The sequence below is a fragment of the Streptomyces sp. NPDC091416 genome, from assembly GCF_044756845.1.
Lineage (GTDB): Bacteria > Actinomycetota > Actinomycetes > Streptomycetales > Streptomycetaceae > Streptomyces.
On the sequence record NZ_JBIVTU010000006.1, the window covers coordinates 189,907 to 205,897 of the forward strand.

Sequence of the window (15,991 nt, forward strand, 5' to 3'; positions counted from 1 at the left end):
GCGTCGTCCGTACGGATCAGAGCAGCTCCGCCGGCTTCGTACGGTCGTGGTCGACCTTCTCCGTACGCACCAGCTCGCCCCACACGATGTAGCGGTACTTCGACGTGAAGACGGGGGTGCACGTCGTCAGCGTGATGTAGCGGCCGGCCTTCTCGGCGCCCGAGCCCTTCGGCACGGCCTGGAGCACGTCGACGTTGTACTTCGACGTCTCGGGAAGCTCCTTGAAGACCTTGTAGACGTACCAGGTGTCCTTGGTCTCGAAGACGATCGCGTCCCCGGTCCGCACCTTGTCGATGTTGTGGAACTTCGCCCCGTGGCCGTCGCGGTGGGCGGCCAGCGTGAAGTTGCCCTCCTTGTCGGACGGGAGCGCCGACTTCACCGGATCGGTGTAGTAGCCGGCGATGCCGTCGTTGAGGGTCTCGGTGTCGGTGCCCTTCTTGACGAGCACCTCGCCGTTCTTCATCGACGGGACGTGCAGGAACCCGATGCCGTCCTTGGTGTCCAGCGCGCCCGGGCCGTCGGCCCAGCGGTCGCGGACGGTGTGGCCCTGCTTGGTGGCCTCGCGGTCGGCCAGCACGTTCGTCCACCACAGCGAGTAGACGACGAAGAGACCGAGCACCAGGCCCGCGGTGATCAGCAGTTCGCCGAAGACGCTGACGGCCGTCGCGACAGGATGACGGCCCCTGGGCCGCACGGGGGGCGCGGACTCGCCGATCTGCTCTTCGTCCTCGGTCCTCGCTGCCACCGCACCGTCCCTGTCGTGATGTCGTTCGGCCCGCTCAGTCCAGGAGCGCGTCGGGCTTGCCCTCGCTGCGAGGCCGTTCGTCGACCATCTTGCCCCAGACGATCAAACGGTACGTACTCGTGAATTCGGGCGTACAGGTCGTCAGGGTGATGTATCGGCCCGGCTTCTTGAACCCCGACTGAGGCGGCACCGCGCCGATGACCGACACGTTGGACGGCGAGGTCTGGGGAAGGACGCTCGTCATCTCGTACGTGTAGTAGGCGTCCTGTGTCTCGACCACGATCGGGTCGCCGGGGCTCAGCCGATTGACGTAGCGGAAGGGCTCGCCGTGCGTGTTGCGATGGCCGGCCAGGGCGAAGTTGCCCTGCTTGTCCGAGGGCATCGCCGTGCGCAGCGGTTCCTCGCCGTAGTGCCCGACCATGCCGCGGTCGAGGACCTTCTCCTTGCTGATGCCTTCGGCGATCGGCGTGACCACGTCGAGTTTCGGGATGTGGATGATGGCGAAGCCCTCACCCGGTGCGAACACGCCGGGGCTGCGTTTGCCCTTGGCCCAGTCGTCCTGGATCTTGTGCGTCTCCTTGCCGGCTATCTGGTCGGCGCGCACGTTCGTCCACCACAGCTGGTACGTGACGAAGAGCAGCATCAGCACGCCCAGCGAGATGAACAGCTCGCCGACCACCCGGCTGACGACGACCGCGGGGCTGTCCTTCGCCGCCTTGGCCGCTCGTCGTGCCTCGACCCGCGACATCGGTTTCGGAGGCGTCGCGCCCGCGCCGTCGGCCCCCGCCGCCATCGCGGCCTCCGGCTGCCCCTCGCCACGCCTGCGCCCGCGCCCCTTCGCCGCCCGGCGCCGCTCGGCCCGCCCGCCGGTGACCGGAGCCGAGGCGTCCGGTCCCGCCGCGTCCCGCTCTGCCGCGTCCGGTCCGGCGGTGTCCGGGCCGGCCGCGTCCCGTTCGGCGGCTTCCCATGCGGCCGCTGCCCCGGATTCACGCTCCGGTCCGGGGCGGACGGCCGTCACCGGCAGGGCCACCGTCGCCGCCTGGTCGGCCACCACCACGCGCCGGGGCTCCGCCCTCCGCAGCGTGACGGTCTCGTCGGCCCGGGGGCCGGGGACGACCGGTGCTGCGGGAACCTCCTGCGCGGGCTCCTGGCGCCCGTACCAGTCCCGTTCGTATCCCTCGGGGTCGTACCACTCACGCGGAGGGTCCTGGGCCGTCTGCGGCCCGTGTGACGCCCGCGACGGCACCGTACCGACTCCGGGACCTCCCGCCCCGCCCGCGTCCCCGGCCGCCTGCCCGACGGGGGCGTGCTCCGGCCGGGACCACGGCGAGGCGTGCCGCCCGGGCAGCGGGTCGTTCAACGGGTCCGCCAGGTGATCCACCGCCGCCTCGAAACCGCCCGGTTCGTACGGGCCGTCCTGTCCGGCGTCGGATCCATGGCGGGGTGGCGTCACGCGACGGCCTTGCCCACCACCGGCGCGAGTCCCGCCGACCTCCCGACGGCTCCCGCGTCACCGCACCGCGCCAGCCAGTTCGCCAGCATCAGATGGCCGTGTTCGGTGAGCACCGACTCCGGATGGAACTGCACCCCCTCGACCTCCAGCTCCCGGTGGCGCAGCCCCATGATGATGCCGTCGGCCGTCCGCGCGGTGACCTCCAGCTCCTCGGGAACCGTGTCCGGTTCGGCGGCGAGCGAGTGGTAGCGGGTCGCGGTGAAGGGCGAGGGCAGACCGGCGAAGACGCCCGCGCCCTCGTGGATCACCGGGGACGTCTTGCCGTGCAGCAGCTCGGGGGCGCGGTCCACCACGCCGCCGTACGCCACCGCCATCGACTGCATGCCCAGGCAGACGCCGAAGACCGGGACGCCGGTCGCCGCGCAGTGCCGCACCATGTCGACGCAGACGCCCGCGTGCTCGGGGGTGCCGGGGCCGGGTGAGAGCAGGACGCCGTCGAAGCCGTCCTGGGCGTGGGCGGTGGTCACCTCGTCGTTGCGGAGCACCTCGCACTCGGCGCCCAGCTGGTAGAGGTACTGGACCAGGTTGAAGACGAAGCTGTCGTAGTTGTCGACGACGAGGATGCGGGCGCTCATCGGCCGGCCCCCATCGCGCTCGTGCCGTCGCCGTCCACCGTCACATCGCCGAACGGGAGCAGCGGCTCCGCCCACGGGAAGACGTACTGGAACAGGACGTAGACGACCGCCAGGGCGAGCACGAGCGAAATGAACCCACGCACCCACGCGTTGCCCGGCAGATGCCGCCAGATCCAGCCGTACATGCTGACCCCTCCATTCGGTACGGGACCAGACTAAAGGGCCGGGGCATCGCCGTGGGTCAGCTGTGGAAAGCCGCGGGCTTCCCGTCGGTGACGGGCTGCGTCGCGTCCAGGTGCGCCCAGGCGATCAGCCGGTGGCTGCTGCCCCACTCGGGCTCGCAGGTGGTCAGCGTCAGATAGCGGCCGGGTCCGTCGAAGCCGGATTTGCGCGGGACCGGATCGATGACACCGACATCGCTCGGCACGGTCCGGTAGGGCTTCTTGTCGATGCGGTACGTGAACCACGTCGTCCCGTCCGTCACGATCACCGCGTCACCGGGCCGCAGCTTCGGGAAGTCCTTGAACGGGTCGCCGTAGGTGCGCCTGTGCCCGGCCACCGCGAAGTTGCCCCTGGCGCCGGCCGCCGCGGTTCCCCGGTAGTGCCCCAGACCCTTCTGCAGGGTCTTGACCTCGGTGTTCTCCAGGACGGGCCACTCCCAGTCCTTCCCGAAGCGGGGTATGTAGAGCATCGCGAACGGCTTCCCGTCCCGGTACGTCTTCGGGGCCGGTGCCGGGGCGGACGGCTTCGGGGTCGCGGCGGAGGCCTGCGGGGCGGGGGTGGTCACCGCGCCGTGCGCCCACTGGTTCTGCAGGTCGTCGATCTGGCCCTCGGTCGCGCCCGCCGCCTTCACACCGGTCCAGAACAAGACATAGACCACAAAGAGGATGATCAGCGCGCCGACGGTGATGCACAGCTCGCTGAACGTCCTGACGATCAGTCGCACCGACACCGGTCGGCCTCCCCGCAGCTGCTCGCTACTTCACCGGCTCCGCATAGTGGAGATCCACTGTGCCCGAGTAGCCGGGAAGAGTCACCGCCTCGCGCTCGTCGACTTTCCAGCCGAGCCCGTACGCCTTCACGTACAGCAGGTAGTTCTGGATCGCCGGGGAGGCATCGAGCGCCTGCTCCAGCTTCGTGGGGTCACCGACCGCGGTGATCTTGTACGGCGGCGAGTAGACCCGGCCCTGGAGGATCAGGGTGTTGCCGACGCAGCGCACCGCGCTGGTGGAGATCAGCCGCTGGTCCATGACCTTGATGCCGCGGGCGCCGCCCTGCCACAGCGCGTTGACGACGGCCTGGAGGTCCTGCTGGTGGATGACCAGGTCGTTGGGTTGCGGATCGGGGTATCCGGGGCTCGCCGTGGCGTTCTGCGGGGCGTCGTTCAGCGTGACGGAGACGGCGCGGCCGGAGAGCTTCGAGGTGCCGGCGGCGCGCTCCAGCGCCTTGAGCCTGGCCTCCTCCGCCGCGGTGCTGTCGCCGTCGCGCTGGGCGAGGGTGTCGATGTCGTCGCGCACGGAGGCCACGGACTCGTCCAGGGAGGCGTTCTTCTCACTGCGCTGCTCAATGAGATCGGAGAGTTTCAGCAGCGAGGAATCCGTACGGATATTGGTGCCCTTGGCGGTATTGGCGCTGGTGACGAAGATGAGGCCCGCCAGGGCGAAAACGGCAGCCGTGAGCACTTTGGCCGGGTGCCGGAAGCTGCGCCGGACCGGGCCTGGGGGAGAGTCGGCAGAATTGCTCAACGTACCCTTATCTCCTTCGGCGCCACGGAAGCACTACGCTAACGGACGCCCCGGGGAGGCAGCATTCCCCCTCGCGCCCAGCCCCGGCGCAAGCCACAGTTCCCTGCGCGGTCACGCAGCGCATCGACAGGAGAGTTCCTCGTGCCGAAGTCACGTATCCGCAAGAAGGCCGACTTCACGCCGCCTCCGGCGAAGCAGGCAACCAACATAAAGCTGACCAATCGCAGTTGGGTCGCGCCGGTGATGCTGGCGCTGTTCCTGATCGGTCTGGCCTGGATCGTCGTTTTCTACGTGACCGACGGCGACCTGCCGATCGACTCGCTGGGGAACTGGAACATCGTCGTCGGCTTCGGCTTCATCGCCGGCGGCTTCGGCGTCTCGACCCAGTGGAAGTAGCTCCGCGGAGCGCGTAGCACCACAGCGGGGACCGGTCCCGCAACCCTTGCCCTGAGTTACCCACAGCGTTATCCACAGGCGGGGGAAAAGGTCAGACGATCTGTGGATAACTCCTCGGTCGTTGACGCCGGTGTGACTGCAGCCACCCCTCGAAGCGGGCGGCACGCCCCTTGTCCTGGCTGGAAAAACCCAGCTCAGCGACAGGGGGCACAGTTGTACCCACACCATGCACAAGATCAGGTACACGCTGTGGACAACTTCGATCACAAACGGTCCGTATCGGGCTGACCGTGCCCGTCTACGTCAGCGCGGCCGTTCTCGCGACCACGATCAGGACCACCGCGGCCAGCACCGCGGCGCAGGTCCCGAACTGCACGAGGTTCCGCCGCTCCCGCGGCGCGTGCACCATGCCGATCCCGATCAGCACGCCCGCGACCAGTCCGCCCACATGTGCCTGCCAGGCGATCCCGCCCCAGGGGTTGAAGGTGATGACCAGGTTGAGCGCGAGGATCATGAACACCGGGCGCATGTCGTAGTTCAGCCGGCGCATCAGCACCACGGTGGCGCCCAGCAGGCCGAAGATGGCTCCCGAGGCGCCCAGCGAGGGCTGGTTCGGCGCGGCGAGCCAGTAGGTCAGGGCGCCGCCCGCCAGCCCCGAGATCAGATAGAGCGCCAGGTAGCGGGCGCGTCCGAGCACCGCCTCCAACGGTCCGCCGAGCCACCACAGCCCCAGCATGTTGAAGGCGAAGTGCCAGACCGCCTCGTGCAGGAACATCGACGTGAACAGCCGGTACCACTGGCCCTCCGCGACTCCCTGGACCGGGCCGTACGGGTAGTACGGAGCCTGTCCCAGCAGCGTCAGGTCATTGAGCAGCGCGTCGTTGGCCAGCACGGCGAGGAACACCGCGGCGTTGATCCCCAGCAGGATCTTGGTGATCAGCCGGGGGTCGGCCGCGACCGCACCGCCGGCGATCGTCCGCGGCCGGCTGGCAGCCGGGTGGTGTCCCGTACCCGACCCCTGGCGCACGCAGTCCGGGCACTGGAAACCGACCGAGGCGCTGACCATGCAGTCCGGACAGATGGGCCGGTCGCAGCGGGTACAGCGGATCGCCGTCTCACGGCCGGGGTGGCGGTAGCAGCTGACCGGGCCGTCGACAGGCGGGGTCGGGCCGTGGCCGCCCGGCGGCTGCTGGTCCATCGGTCCCATGCGCGGTCCCCTCCGTCCTCGTCGTGGCGACAGCGCACACGGCACCGCCCTGCACGCCCGCCCTCATAACAAGTACGGACGGACAGGGCGGTTGGTTCCCGGGAGCCGAACCGGAGCGTGACCGGGTGGTGACGTCGGGCGATCAGCGCGTCTCGACGACGACCGACTCGATGACGACGTCCTGCACCGGGCGGTCGGTGCGCGCGTTCGTCGGGGCGGCGGCGATGGCGTCCACCACCTTCTGGCTCGCCGGGTCCACCACCTCGCCGAAGATGGTGTGCTTGCCCGTCAGCCAGGCGGTCGGCGACACGGTCACGAAGAACTGCGAGCCGTTGGTTCCCGGGCCGGCGTTGGCCATCGCCAGCAGGTACGGCTTGGTGAAGGCCAGGTCGGGGTGGAACTCGTCGCCGAACTCGTACCCCGGGCCACCGGTGCCGTTGCCCAGCGGGTCGCCGCCCTGGATCATGAAGCCGCTGATGACCCGGTGGAAGACGGTGCCGTCGTACAGCCGGTCCTTGGACCTGGCTCCGGTCGCCGGGTGGGTCCACTCGCGCTCACCGGTGGCGAGCTCGACGAAGTTCTTGACCGTCTTGGGCGCGTGGTTCGGCAGAAGCCGGATCTCGATGTCGCCCTGATTGGTCTTCAAGGTGGCGTAAAGCTGCTCGGCCACGGTCTGCCTTCCCTAAGTCTGATCTGACGTCAGCCGATCCTCGCACGGACCGCCCCGCCCGGCGCCCGGCCCGGCCGCGCCGCACCCGGCCCGTTCACCGTCGCGCCCCCTCATCCGCGACGAGCCGCCGTACGGGAACAAATGCGGCCAAGTGCGTGACGAACCAGCGCGTGGCGGACCGAACCGTGGCATTGTCGTCGGCAGGCTCCCCTTGCACCTGCTTGCCCCGGGGCATCCCCGATGAACCGAATGACCCGGATGCCCGCTCCGCGTGCCGCACAGGTCCCCTGCAGGCATGATCTCGAATTGGGTGGATAGGCGGAGTACCTACCCGCCACCAAGGAGGAGGATCCCGTGACCCGCATCGACAGCGTGCGCGCCGCAACCGACTCGGCGAGGGACAACGTGCAGCACGCCGCGGTAGTGGTGGCGCCCTACGCCGACTCGGCCAAGGAACAGGCCGTTCACTATGCGCACGAGGCCCGCACACTGCTCGCGCCGAAGGTGTCGAAGGCAGCTCAGCAGGCCCGTGTCCAGTACGACGCACACCTCGCACCACGTCTCGAACTCGCCCTCGCACACGTGCCCCCCAAGGTCGACGAGGCGGCGCAGCGCGCGGCCCTGCTGACCCGTCAGGCCGCCCGGAGCGCCGCGGACTACACCGTCCCGCGCGTCGAGCACGCCCTCGCCGCCGCCCAGCCCGTGGCCGAGGAGGCCACGGCCCGCAGCACGGCCGCGCTGGCCGCTCTGCGCGGGCAGGTCACGCCGAAGGAGATCAGGAAGCTGACCCGGAAGCACGAACGGCGGGCCAAGTGCGGTCGCGCGTTCAAGGGCCTGGCCGTGGCGGGCCTCCTGGCGGGCGCCGCCTACGTGGCCTGGCGGTGGTGGGACAAGCAGGCCAACCCCGACTGGCTGGTCGAGCCCCCCGCCCCCACCGAGGTCGACGACCGCGCCCCGCTGACCTCGGTCGACGGCAGCGACCCGGCGCTCCTGGACCCGGAGGTCCGCGCCAAGCAGGCCGAAGCGGAGGCGGACGGCACCCTGGAGGGCCAGGACCCGGACGAGCGTCCCTGACCCGCACCACCGCGACGTACCCGGCAGCCGGAACACGGGCGCCGGAGGACCACACGGTCCTCCGGCGCCCGTCCGTCGTTCCGCCGCGACGGGGGTCGGACCGGCGGAAAAGGGCAGGTGGGCGGAGAGCGGCGGATAGGGCCGTCAAACGCTGTAATGACCGAGTAACGGCCTCTTCCTAGGGTGCGGGCACCTCGTACCTTCCCCCGGAGGAGTGCCCGATGTCCCTGCCCCGACCCCCTAGGCGCAGCAGACGCGCCGCATGGGCGGTGGCCTCGCTCGCCGCGGCCACCCTGCTGACCACCTCGCTCCCGGCCATGGCCGCGGACGCCCCGTCGCCGTCCGCCTCGGCCAAGGTCGACTCGGCCCTGACGAGCGCGGTGAAGGGCGGCAGCGACGCCACCTTCTTCGTCGTCCTGAAGGACCAGGCGGACCTGGCCGGCGCCAAGAAGCAGAAGACGCACGCGAAGAAGGCCAAGGCCGCGTACAGCGAGCTGCGCGCGCACGCCAAGGCCTCCCAGTCCTCGCTGACCTCCTTCCTCGACAAGAAGAAGGTCGGCCACCAGGACTACTGGATCGCCAACACGGTCCAGGTCACCGGCGACCAGCAGCTCGTCAACGAGCTCGCGAAGCGCTCGGACGTCGCCTCGATCGTCAAGCAGCGGCACTTCAAGCTCGACGACTCCGAGACCTCCGACGCCAAGGTCACCAAGGCGCGCACCTCCGCGAAGACGGACACCGCCGACAGCGGCGACGAGACCCCCGAGTGGGGCATCGCCGACGTCAACGCGGACGACGTATGGAAGCAGTACGACGACCGCGGCGAAGGCATCGTCATCGCCAGCGTCGACTCGGGTGTGCAGTACGACCACCCGGACCTGGTGAAGCAGTACCGCGGCAACAACGGTGACGGCACCTTCACCAACGACTACAACTTCTACGACGCGACCGGCTACTGCGCCACCAGCAGCACGCCGTGCGACGACAACGGCCACGGCACCCACACGATGGGCACGATGGTCGCCAAGAACGGCATCGGCGTCGCGCCGAACGCGACGTGGATGGCGGCCAAGGCCTGCGGGGGATCGCAGGGCGAGTGCCTCGACGGCGACCTGCTCAAGGCCGGCCAGTGGATCCTCGCGCCGACCGACCACAACGGGCAGAACCCCCGCCCGGACCTCGCCCCGAACATCGTCAACAACTCCTGGGGCGGCGACGACACGACGTTCTACCAGGACATCGTCGAGGCCTGGAACTCCGCGGGCATCTTCGAGGCCTTCGCGGCCGGCAACGACGGTGACGGCGCGACCTGCTCCACCGCGCACGCCCCCGGCTCGCAGGTGACGTCCTACGGCGTGGGCGCGTACGACGCGAACGGTGTGATCGCCAAGTTCTCCGGCTTCGGTCCCTCCCTGGTCGACGGTTCCGCGAAGCCGAACATCTCGGCCCCGGGCGTCAACATCCAGTCGACCTGGCCCGGTTCCTCGTACAACACCGAGCAGGGCACGTCGATGGCGACCCCGCACGTCGCGGGTGCCGTCGCGCTCCTGTGGTCGGCGGCCCCGTCGCTGATCGGCAAGATCGACGAGACGCGCGCGCTGCTCAACCAGGGCGCCCGTGACGTTGACGACACCCACTGCGGTGGCACCGCCGGCATGAACAACGTCTGGGGCGAGGGCAAGCTCGACATCCTCTCCTCCATCGACAAGGCCCCGCACACCGCCGTGACGGTCTCCGGCACGGTCACCGACGCCACCACGGGCAAGCCCCTGTCCGGCGTCACGATCAAGGCCACGACCCCCGGGTCCGACGCCCGTGAGGTCTCCACCGCCTCCGACGGCACCTACCGCTTCTCGCTCGTCCCGGGCACCTACGACTTCACGCTGACCGCCTACGGCCACGCGGTGAAGACGCTCTCCGGCGTCGAACTGACCAGCAGCCAGCCGCTCAAGCAGGACGTCACGCTCGACGCCGTGCCCACGCACCCGGTCACCGGCACCGTCCTCGACGTCACCGGCAAGCCGCTGGCCAAGGCCACCGTCGAGCTCACCGGCGTCCCGGTGGACTCGGTCGTCTCCGGCGCCGACGGCTCCTACGCCCTTCCCGCCGTCGCCGAAGGCACCTACACCCTGACCGTGAAGCCCGCCGTCCCGGTCCTGTGCAACGGCATCTACACCGCGAGCATCGTCGTCGACGGCGTCGAGACCCGCACCGTGCAGCTCCCGGCCCGCACCGACAACTCCGGCAACAGCTGTGCCCCGGCCACGTACTCCTGGATCAAGGGCAGCACCGCCGTCCCGCTGAGCGGTGACGAGGACGCCAAGACCATCTCGCTGCCCTTCTGGGTGAACCTGTACGGCGTCGACTACTCCAGCGCCTCGGTCACCAGCAACGGCCTGGTCAACTTCATGGCGCCGCGCCTCGGCGACTACGCCAACACCGAGATCCCGAACCTCTACGGAGTGCACGGCATCGCCGCCCCGTTCTGGGACGACCTGACGCTGGACAAGAAGTCGAGCGTGCAGACCGCCCTCAAGGGCAAGGCCGGCAAGCGCCAGTTCGCCATCGTCTGGAACCAGGCCGTGCTCGTCTCCGACGGCAAGTCCCGCGTCACCTTCGAGGCGGTCTTCGACGAGGCCACCGGCGCCATCACCTTCCAGTACAAGTCCGTGCCCGGCAGCGGCTCCTCCGCCACCGTCGGCCTCGAGAACCAGGCGGGCACCGACGCCCTCCAGTACTCGTTCAACCAGGCCGTCCTCACCGACGGTTCGGCGATCCGTTTCGCTCAGGGAGCCTGACCATGAGATCCCCTCACTCCAAGCGGGCACTGACGCTCGCCTCCGCCCTGGTGGCGGCGGGCCTCGCCCTGTCCTCGGCACCGCACGCGCTGGCCGCCGACCACGGCAGCTCGGTCATGAAGCTGACCGACGCCCAGGCCACGAAGCTCGCCGACCACCTCAACGTCGACGTGTACGGCGACCAGGCCGAGACCACGGGCGACAACACGTCCGACGCGGGCGCGTCCACGGACGCCGCCGCCGGTGCGGCCAAGTCCGGCAGCGGCTCGAAGCTGGACGCCGCCGCCGACGCCTCGACGCCGGTCACCTTCACCAACAAGTCGACCCTGGAGGGTGTGCGCGGCATCGCCGCCACCGTGCCCGCCCAGGGCAGCCAGTACTTCACGGTGCACAGCCTCGGCAACGTCCAGCTGCACAAGGCGGACGGCTCCACCGTCTGGGCGCGCACCAACACCTCGCTGTACGGCGACTGGCAGGTCAAGCCCCTGCGCGTCTACCAGACCGAGGCATACCCGGCCCACATCCTGATGGGCTACAACGCGGTCAGCCCGCTCTCGCCGTACTCCGACCAGGGCTACAGCACCGGCGACCTGACCGGTGACGGCGTCCCGGACCTCGTCTTCTCCGCGAGCGTCGGATCCGCCCCGTACCGGCCCTTCACCTCGCCCGGTTCGGACCTGACCACCGGCACGTTCGTGACGGTCCTGGACGGCAAGACCGGCAAGACCGTCTGGTCGAAGCTGTACTCGTACGCCACGATGGTCAAGATCGTCGACGGTACCCTCCTCGTCGCGGACACCCCCCGGTTCAACCAGAACTCCCCGGCGACCCAGACGGCGACCCTCACCGGGATCCGCTTCTCGTACGCCGACGGTGCGCTGACCCCGTCCTCGACGTGGACCTACGACACCGGCGAGACCCGCACGGCCAGCTGGGGCGCGCTGGAGGACCTGGGTGGCGGCAAGGCCGCCGTCTCCTGGAACCTGGCCAGGGACAACGGCGTCGCCGCGCACGGCAACACCCTCGTCCTCGACACGAGCGACGGCTCGGTGGTCTGGAAGAACGACAACGAGCTGTACAACCGCCAGCTGCACCTGGACGCGGCCCGCGGCCACGTCGTCGCGCTCGAGCAGTCGGACGTCAACGACGCCATCACGTACGAGATCGCCACCTACGACCTGAAGACCGGCGAGCGCACCACGCTGGACACCCGGGTCAACGCCATGCCGACCGCCATGACCGTCGGCGACGCGGCCACGGGCGGCGGCACGGAGTACGTCGTCAGCGAGTCGACGTTCGACTCCAATTACAACGTGAACGCCAGCACCATCCGCGTGCTGAGCGGCAAGGACGGCTCCACCGTCGACTGGACCTACACGGTCAAGCGCGACGCGGAGAACCAGGGCAACGGCGCCAGCATCTGGAACCTGGACACCGTCGGCGGCCAGCTCGTGGCCGCGGGGCAGGACGACCGGAGCATCTACAAGGCCGCGAACGTGGGCGGCAACCAGTACGGCGCCCTGACCGTGTTCAACGCCAAGGGCAAGGTCGACTGGCAGCAGAAGGGCCTCGCGGCCTCCCCGATGTACCAGCAGCTGTACAAGTCGGGTGGCAATCAGTTCGTCCGCACCGTGGACCAGAACCAGAACATCCACGACTACAAGTTCGGCAACGGCAAGCAGAAGAGCATCACGCCGCTGCAGGCCGACCTCAGCTACGCCAAGGCCGTCGACCTCGACGGCGACAAGAAGCCGGACGTCGTGGCGGGCGGCAACTCCAGCGGCGTGTGGGCCTACTCCGGCAAGTCGCTGCTCACGGGCACGCCGAAGAAGCTGTGGCAGGCCACCGTCCCGGGTTCGGTGCACAGCATCGCCACCGGTGACGTCAACGGCGACGGCAGGCCCGAGATCGTCGTCGCGGCCGACACCGCGACCGTCGTCCTCGACGGCGCCAACGGCAACGTCCTCACCACCATCGACGGCGGCGGCAAGTACGTCCGCTCCGTCACGGTCGCCGACGTCAACGCCGACGGCAAGGACGAGGTCCTCGTCCCGACCGACGCCCTGCGCGTCTACAACGCCCGCGGCACCCAGCTGTGGTCGTACAACGCGCCCGCCGGCACCGACGAGGTCGTCTTCTCCGACACCGTGGTCTCCGACGGCCGGGTGTACACCTCGTACTCGACGCTCAACGGACTCGACACCAAGGCAGCGACGGTGAACGGCGTCGCCCTCGACGGCAAGGGCGCCGTCCAGTGGACCGCCGACCCCCAGGCCCCCGGCAGCGCGCTGGACGGCAAGCTGCTCGGCACCGAGCTGAGCCAGGGCATCTTCGCCTCGCCGAACATCCCGTACGCGGACGGCCACGCGGTCGTCTACACCTGGATCACCATGGCCGAGCCCAACGCCGACAGCGGCACCGACGTCCCGATCCCGAAGATCGTCATCGAGGTCCGTGACGGCCGCACCGGCAAGGTGGTCTACCAGCGCTACGGCGGCAGCCCCTGGTCGCACGGGAACTACTTCATCGACGGCAAGAACGACCCGCTGTACCAGCTGAGCTTCGGCGTCATGCAGGGCATGCAGGGTGTGGGCATCGAGGACAGCTACGCCTCCGTGGTCGCGCCGCTGCGCTCGGTCCAGTTCATCAACGGTCCTGCCGGACGGAAGCTGCTGGCCGGCGGCGTCGAGGGCGGTCTCGCCGCGTACGACCCGTCGATCCTGACCACCGGATGGTCGTTCCAGGCGGCCAACGGCACCGCCAATGCCGCGGGCGGCCGCAACTACCTCGCCGCCGACCTCGACGGCGACGGAACCGACGAGATGCTCTCGCTGAACTTCGACGACTTCGGCGTCAACCGCACGGCTGAGCAGCTCGGCGGCGGCGTCCTCTCCCTGAACAACGCCATCCACCAGATGTCGACGTTCAAGCTCTCCTGAACCAAAGGCTGAGCACGGTGCCGGTCCGGCCGCCCGAACCCGGGCGGCCGGACCGGCACCGCACCACTCGTCACACCGCACCACCGCACGAAAAACACCCTCCGCCCTGCGTCACGCAGGGCGGAGGGTGTTCTTGTCCGCTGTGGAGCCTAGGAGATTCGAACTCCTGACATCTGCCTTGCAAAGGCAGCGCTCTACCAACTGAGCTAAGGCCCCCAAAAGCAGGCAGCACATGACATCTCGCGTCATCGGCCACCGCCGCAGACCAGAGTACCCGGTGACCCCCGGAAACTTCCAAAAAGATTAGGGCTCCCGGTCGGGAACCACGCTCCGTAAGATGCACGACGAGGTTCGCAGCAGCGAAGCCGCAGCGAAGGGGAGACGCCATGGATGCAGCGCAGCAAGAGGCAACGGCCAGAGCCAGGGATCTTCAGCGCAGCTGGTACGGGGAGCCGCTGGGCGCGCTCTTCCGACGGCTGATAGATGACCTCGGCCTGAACCAGGCGCGGCTCGCCGCGGTACTCGGACTGTCCGCCCCCATGCTGTCCCAGCTCATGAGCGGCCAGCGGGCGAAGATCGGCAACCCCGCGGTCGTCCAGCGCGTCCAGGCGCTCCAGGAACTGGCCAGTCAGGTGGCGGACGGCAGCGTCAGCGCGGGCGAGGCGACCGACCGCATGGAAGAGATCAAGAAGTCCCAGGGAGGATCCGTGCTCACCGGTACCGGCCAGACCACGACGACCGGCGGCGCGCCCACCGTGCGCCGTGTGGTCCGCGAGATCCAGTCGCTGCTGCGGTCCGTCGCGGCCGCCGGCGACATCATCGACGCCGCGGACTCCCTCGCTCCGACCCACCCGGAACTGGCAGAGTTCCTCAGGGTGTACGGCGCGGGCCGCACCGCCGAAGCGGTGGCGCACTACGAGGGCCACCAGAGCTAGACCGGGCGACACATACACGTACACGCACGGGCCGACACGGGAACGGGAGCGGGCGCAGCGCAATGGGTGAGGTCTTCGCTGGTCGGTACGAACTGATCGATCCGATCGGACGTGGTGGGGTCGGAGCCGTCTGGCGCGCCTGGGACCACCGGCGCCGCCGGTACGTGGCGGCCAAGGTCCTCCAGCAGAGCGACGCGCACACGCTGCTGCGCTTCGTCCGCGAGCAGGCGCTGCGCATCGAGCACCCCCACGTGCTCGCCCCGGCGAGCTGGGCGGCCGACGACGACAAGGTCCTGTTCACCATGGACCTGGTCAGCGGCGGTTCGCTGGCCCATGTCATCGGCGACTACGGCCCGTTGCCCCCGAGGTTCGTCTGCACGCTGCTCGACCAGTTGCTGTCGGGCCTGTCGACGGTGCACGCCGAAGGGGTCGTGCACCGGGACATCAAGCCGGCCAACATCCTGATGGAGGCCACCGGCACCGGCCGGCCGCATCTGCGGCTGTCCGACTTCGGGATCTCCATGCGCAAGGGCGAGCCCCGCCTCACGGAGACGAACTACGTGGTGGGGACGCCGGGTTACTTCGCACCCGAGCAGATGATGGGCGCGGAGCCCGACTTCACCGCGGACCTCTTCGCGGTCGGTCTCGTCGCCCTGTATCTGCTCCAGGGCCAGAAGCCCGACTCCCAGGCGCTCGTCGAGCACTTCGCCTCGTACGGGACGCCCGGCGCCCCGCAGGGCATCCCCGAGCCGCTGTGGCAGGTCCTCGCGGGTCTGCTCCAGCCGGACCCGCAGGCCCGCTTCCGTACGGCGACGGGCGCGCGCAAGGCCCTGACGGCCGCCGTCGAGATGCTGCCCGAGCCCGGGATCGACGACGAGCCGGTCGAGGTCTTCGACCAGATCGGCCCGCTGCCCGCCGGTTTCGGCCCCGCAGGACCCGTGACGGACCAGCAGGCTCCCCAGGCTCCGCAGACCGGTCAGCAGACGGCGGGGCAGCAGGCCACGGGCCAGCAGCCGTACACACCGGCCCCCACCGCCATGTCGGAGACGGGCAGCTTCCATCTCCCGCCGCCCCCGCAGCCCGCCGCCCCCGCGCCCCAGGCCGCGCACCCTCTCGCCCCGCACCCGGCGACCCGTACGACGGCCCCCTTCCCGGCCGCCGTACCGGATCCCTCGCAGGCGCCCACCTCCGCGGTACAGCACGAACAGCCGCTCACCCGCGCCTACACCGCCCAGCACCCGCAGGCTCCGGCGGCGCACCGCCCGCCCGTCCCGGCGCCCGCCCCGCACGCGCCGCGTACGCGTCCGGGACCGCCCCCGAAGGTGGCGGTCCCGGTTCTGCTGGTGGCGCTGATCTGCTTCGCCGTGGGCATCTGGGCGCTGACCCAGGCCTGA

14 protein-coding genes and 1 tRNA gene are annotated in these 15,991 nt (G+C 69.8%); 6 read left to right on the top strand and 9 right to left on the bottom strand.

All coding sequences use genetic code 11. The annotated features are described in order from the left end of the window. Positions 1-16 precede the first annotated feature (16 nt). Genes ACIQMX_RS19680 through ACIQMX_RS19705 form a run of 6 tightly spaced genes read right to left on the bottom strand, consistent with a single transcriptional unit; the run spans position 17 to position 4,578 of the window. A complete protein-coding gene (locus ACIQMX_RS19680) occupies positions 17-745 on the bottom strand; it encodes a class E sortase (protein WP_402479706.1) in 729 nt (242 codons plus the stop codon). A gap of 34 nt (positions 746-779) precedes the next feature. Further along, the gene (locus ACIQMX_RS19685; RefSeq protein ID WP_402479709.1) at positions 780-2,198 is read right to left on the bottom strand and encodes a class E sortase; all 1,419 of its coding nucleotides are present in this window, start codon (positions 2,196-2,198) and stop codon (positions 780-782) included. Beyond that, positions 2,195-2,833 (bottom strand): aminodeoxychorismate/anthranilate synthase component II, encoded by a 639-nt coding sequence (locus ACIQMX_RS19690; RefSeq protein WP_363068412.1) that lies wholly within the window; start codon positions 2,831-2,833, stop codon positions 2,195-2,197. The genes ACIQMX_RS19685 and ACIQMX_RS19690 overlap by 4 nt, the downstream gene beginning before the upstream one ends. Continuing rightward, positions 2,830-3,018 (bottom strand): hypothetical protein, encoded by a 189-nt coding sequence (locus tag ACIQMX_RS19695; RefSeq protein ID WP_148019760.1) that lies wholly within the window; start codon positions 3,016-3,018, stop codon positions 2,830-2,832. Before ACIQMX_RS19695 ends, ACIQMX_RS19690 begins: the two co-directional genes overlap by 4 nt. A gap of 56 nt (positions 3,019-3,074) precedes the next feature. Beyond that, positions 3,075-3,785, bottom strand: coding sequence for a class E sortase (locus tag ACIQMX_RS19700; RefSeq protein WP_402479713.1), 711 nt, complete (start codon positions 3,783-3,785; stop codon positions 3,075-3,077). Positions 3,786-3,810: 25 nt separating this feature from the next. Then, positions 3,811-4,578, bottom strand: coding sequence for a DUF881 domain-containing protein (locus ACIQMX_RS19705; protein ID WP_402479716.1), 768 nt, complete (start codon positions 4,576-4,578; stop codon positions 3,811-3,813). A gap of 141 nt (positions 4,579-4,719) precedes the next feature. On the opposite strand from ACIQMX_RS19705, the gene crgA reads away from it, so the two are divergent. Continuing rightward, positions 4,720-4,974 (top strand): cell division protein CrgA, encoded by a 255-nt coding sequence (gene crgA, locus ACIQMX_RS19710; protein WP_136326732.1) that lies wholly within the window; start codon positions 4,720-4,722, stop codon positions 4,972-4,974. Between the two features lie 298 nt (positions 4,975-5,272). Here crgA and ACIQMX_RS19715 read toward each other — a convergent pair whose 3' ends face one another. Together ACIQMX_RS19715 and ACIQMX_RS19720 are read right to left on the bottom strand one after the other, a co-directional pair. Next, positions 5,273-6,172, bottom strand: coding sequence for a rhomboid family intramembrane serine protease (locus ACIQMX_RS19715; protein ID WP_402480146.1), 900 nt, complete (start codon positions 6,170-6,172; stop codon positions 5,273-5,275). 151 nt (positions 6,173-6,323) lie between these two features. Beyond that, complete coding sequence (locus ACIQMX_RS19720) at positions 6,324-6,851, bottom strand: peptidylprolyl isomerase (RefSeq protein WP_363068406.1); 528 nt, start codon at positions 6,849-6,851, stop codon at positions 6,324-6,326. Positions 6,852-7,205: 354 nt separating this feature from the next. On the opposite strand from ACIQMX_RS19720, the gene ACIQMX_RS19725 reads away from it, so the two are divergent. The 3 genes from ACIQMX_RS19725 to ACIQMX_RS19735 all read left to right on the top strand — a co-directional run bounded on the left by ACIQMX_RS19725 (position 7,206) and on the right by ACIQMX_RS19735 (position 13,662). After that, a complete protein-coding gene (locus ACIQMX_RS19725) occupies positions 7,206-7,925 on the top strand; it encodes a DUF5324 family protein (protein WP_402479720.1) in 720 nt (239 codons plus the stop codon). A gap of 221 nt (positions 7,926-8,146) precedes the next feature. Then, positions 8,147-10,723: a S8 family serine peptidase gene (locus tag ACIQMX_RS19730; RefSeq protein ID WP_402479723.1), complete on the top strand. Its 2,577-nt coding sequence runs from the start codon at positions 8,147-8,149 to the stop codon at positions 10,721-10,723. A gap of 2 nt (positions 10,724-10,725) precedes the next feature. Next, a complete protein-coding gene (locus ACIQMX_RS19735; protein WP_402479726.1) occupies positions 10,726-13,662 on the top strand; it encodes an FG-GAP repeat domain-containing protein in 2,937 nt (978 codons plus the stop codon). Between the two features lie 143 nt (positions 13,663-13,805). On the opposite strand, the gene ACIQMX_RS19740 is transcribed toward ACIQMX_RS19735, so the two are convergent. Then, positions 13,806-13,878 (bottom strand) — tRNA-Ala (locus tag ACIQMX_RS19740). 170 nt (positions 13,879-14,048) lie between these two features. Here ACIQMX_RS19740 and ACIQMX_RS19745 point away from each other — a divergent pair. Next, positions 14,049-14,597 (top strand): DNA-binding protein, encoded by a 549-nt coding sequence (locus ACIQMX_RS19745; RefSeq protein WP_363066948.1) that lies wholly within the window; start codon positions 14,049-14,051, stop codon positions 14,595-14,597. Positions 14,598-14,659: 62 nt separating this feature from the next. Then, positions 14,660-15,991 (top strand): serine/threonine-protein kinase, encoded by a 1,332-nt coding sequence (locus tag ACIQMX_RS19750; RefSeq protein ID WP_402479729.1) that lies wholly within the window; start codon positions 14,660-14,662, stop codon positions 15,989-15,991.

Bases quoted from the DNA above. Each gene is read 5' to 3' on its own strand.
- ACIQMX_RS19690 (WP_363068412.1), bottom strand. From the start codon at position 2,833: ATGAGCGCCCGCATCCTCGTCGTCGACAACTACGACAGCTTCGTCTTC.
- ACIQMX_RS19695 (WP_148019760.1), bottom strand. From the start codon at position 3,018: ATGTACGGCTGGATCTGGCGGCATCTGCCGGGCAACGCGTGGGTGCGT.
- ACIQMX_RS19715 (WP_402480146.1), bottom strand. From the start codon at position 6,172: ATGGACCAGCAGCCGCCGGGCGGCCACGGCCCGACCCCGCCTGTCGAC.
- ACIQMX_RS19730 (WP_402479723.1), top strand. From the start codon at position 8,147: ATGTCCCTGCCCCGACCCCCTAGGCGCAGCAGACGCGCCGCATGGGCG.
- ACIQMX_RS19735 (WP_402479726.1), top strand. From the start codon at position 10,726: ATGAGATCCCCTCACTCCAAGCGGGCACTGACGCTCGCCTCCGCCCTG.
- ACIQMX_RS19745 (WP_363066948.1), top strand. From the start codon at position 14,049: ATGGATGCAGCGCAGCAAGAGGCAACGGCCAGAGCCAGGGATCTTCAG.
- ACIQMX_RS19750 (WP_402479729.1), top strand. From the start codon at position 14,660: ATGGGTGAGGTCTTCGCTGGTCGGTACGAACTGATCGATCCGATCGGA.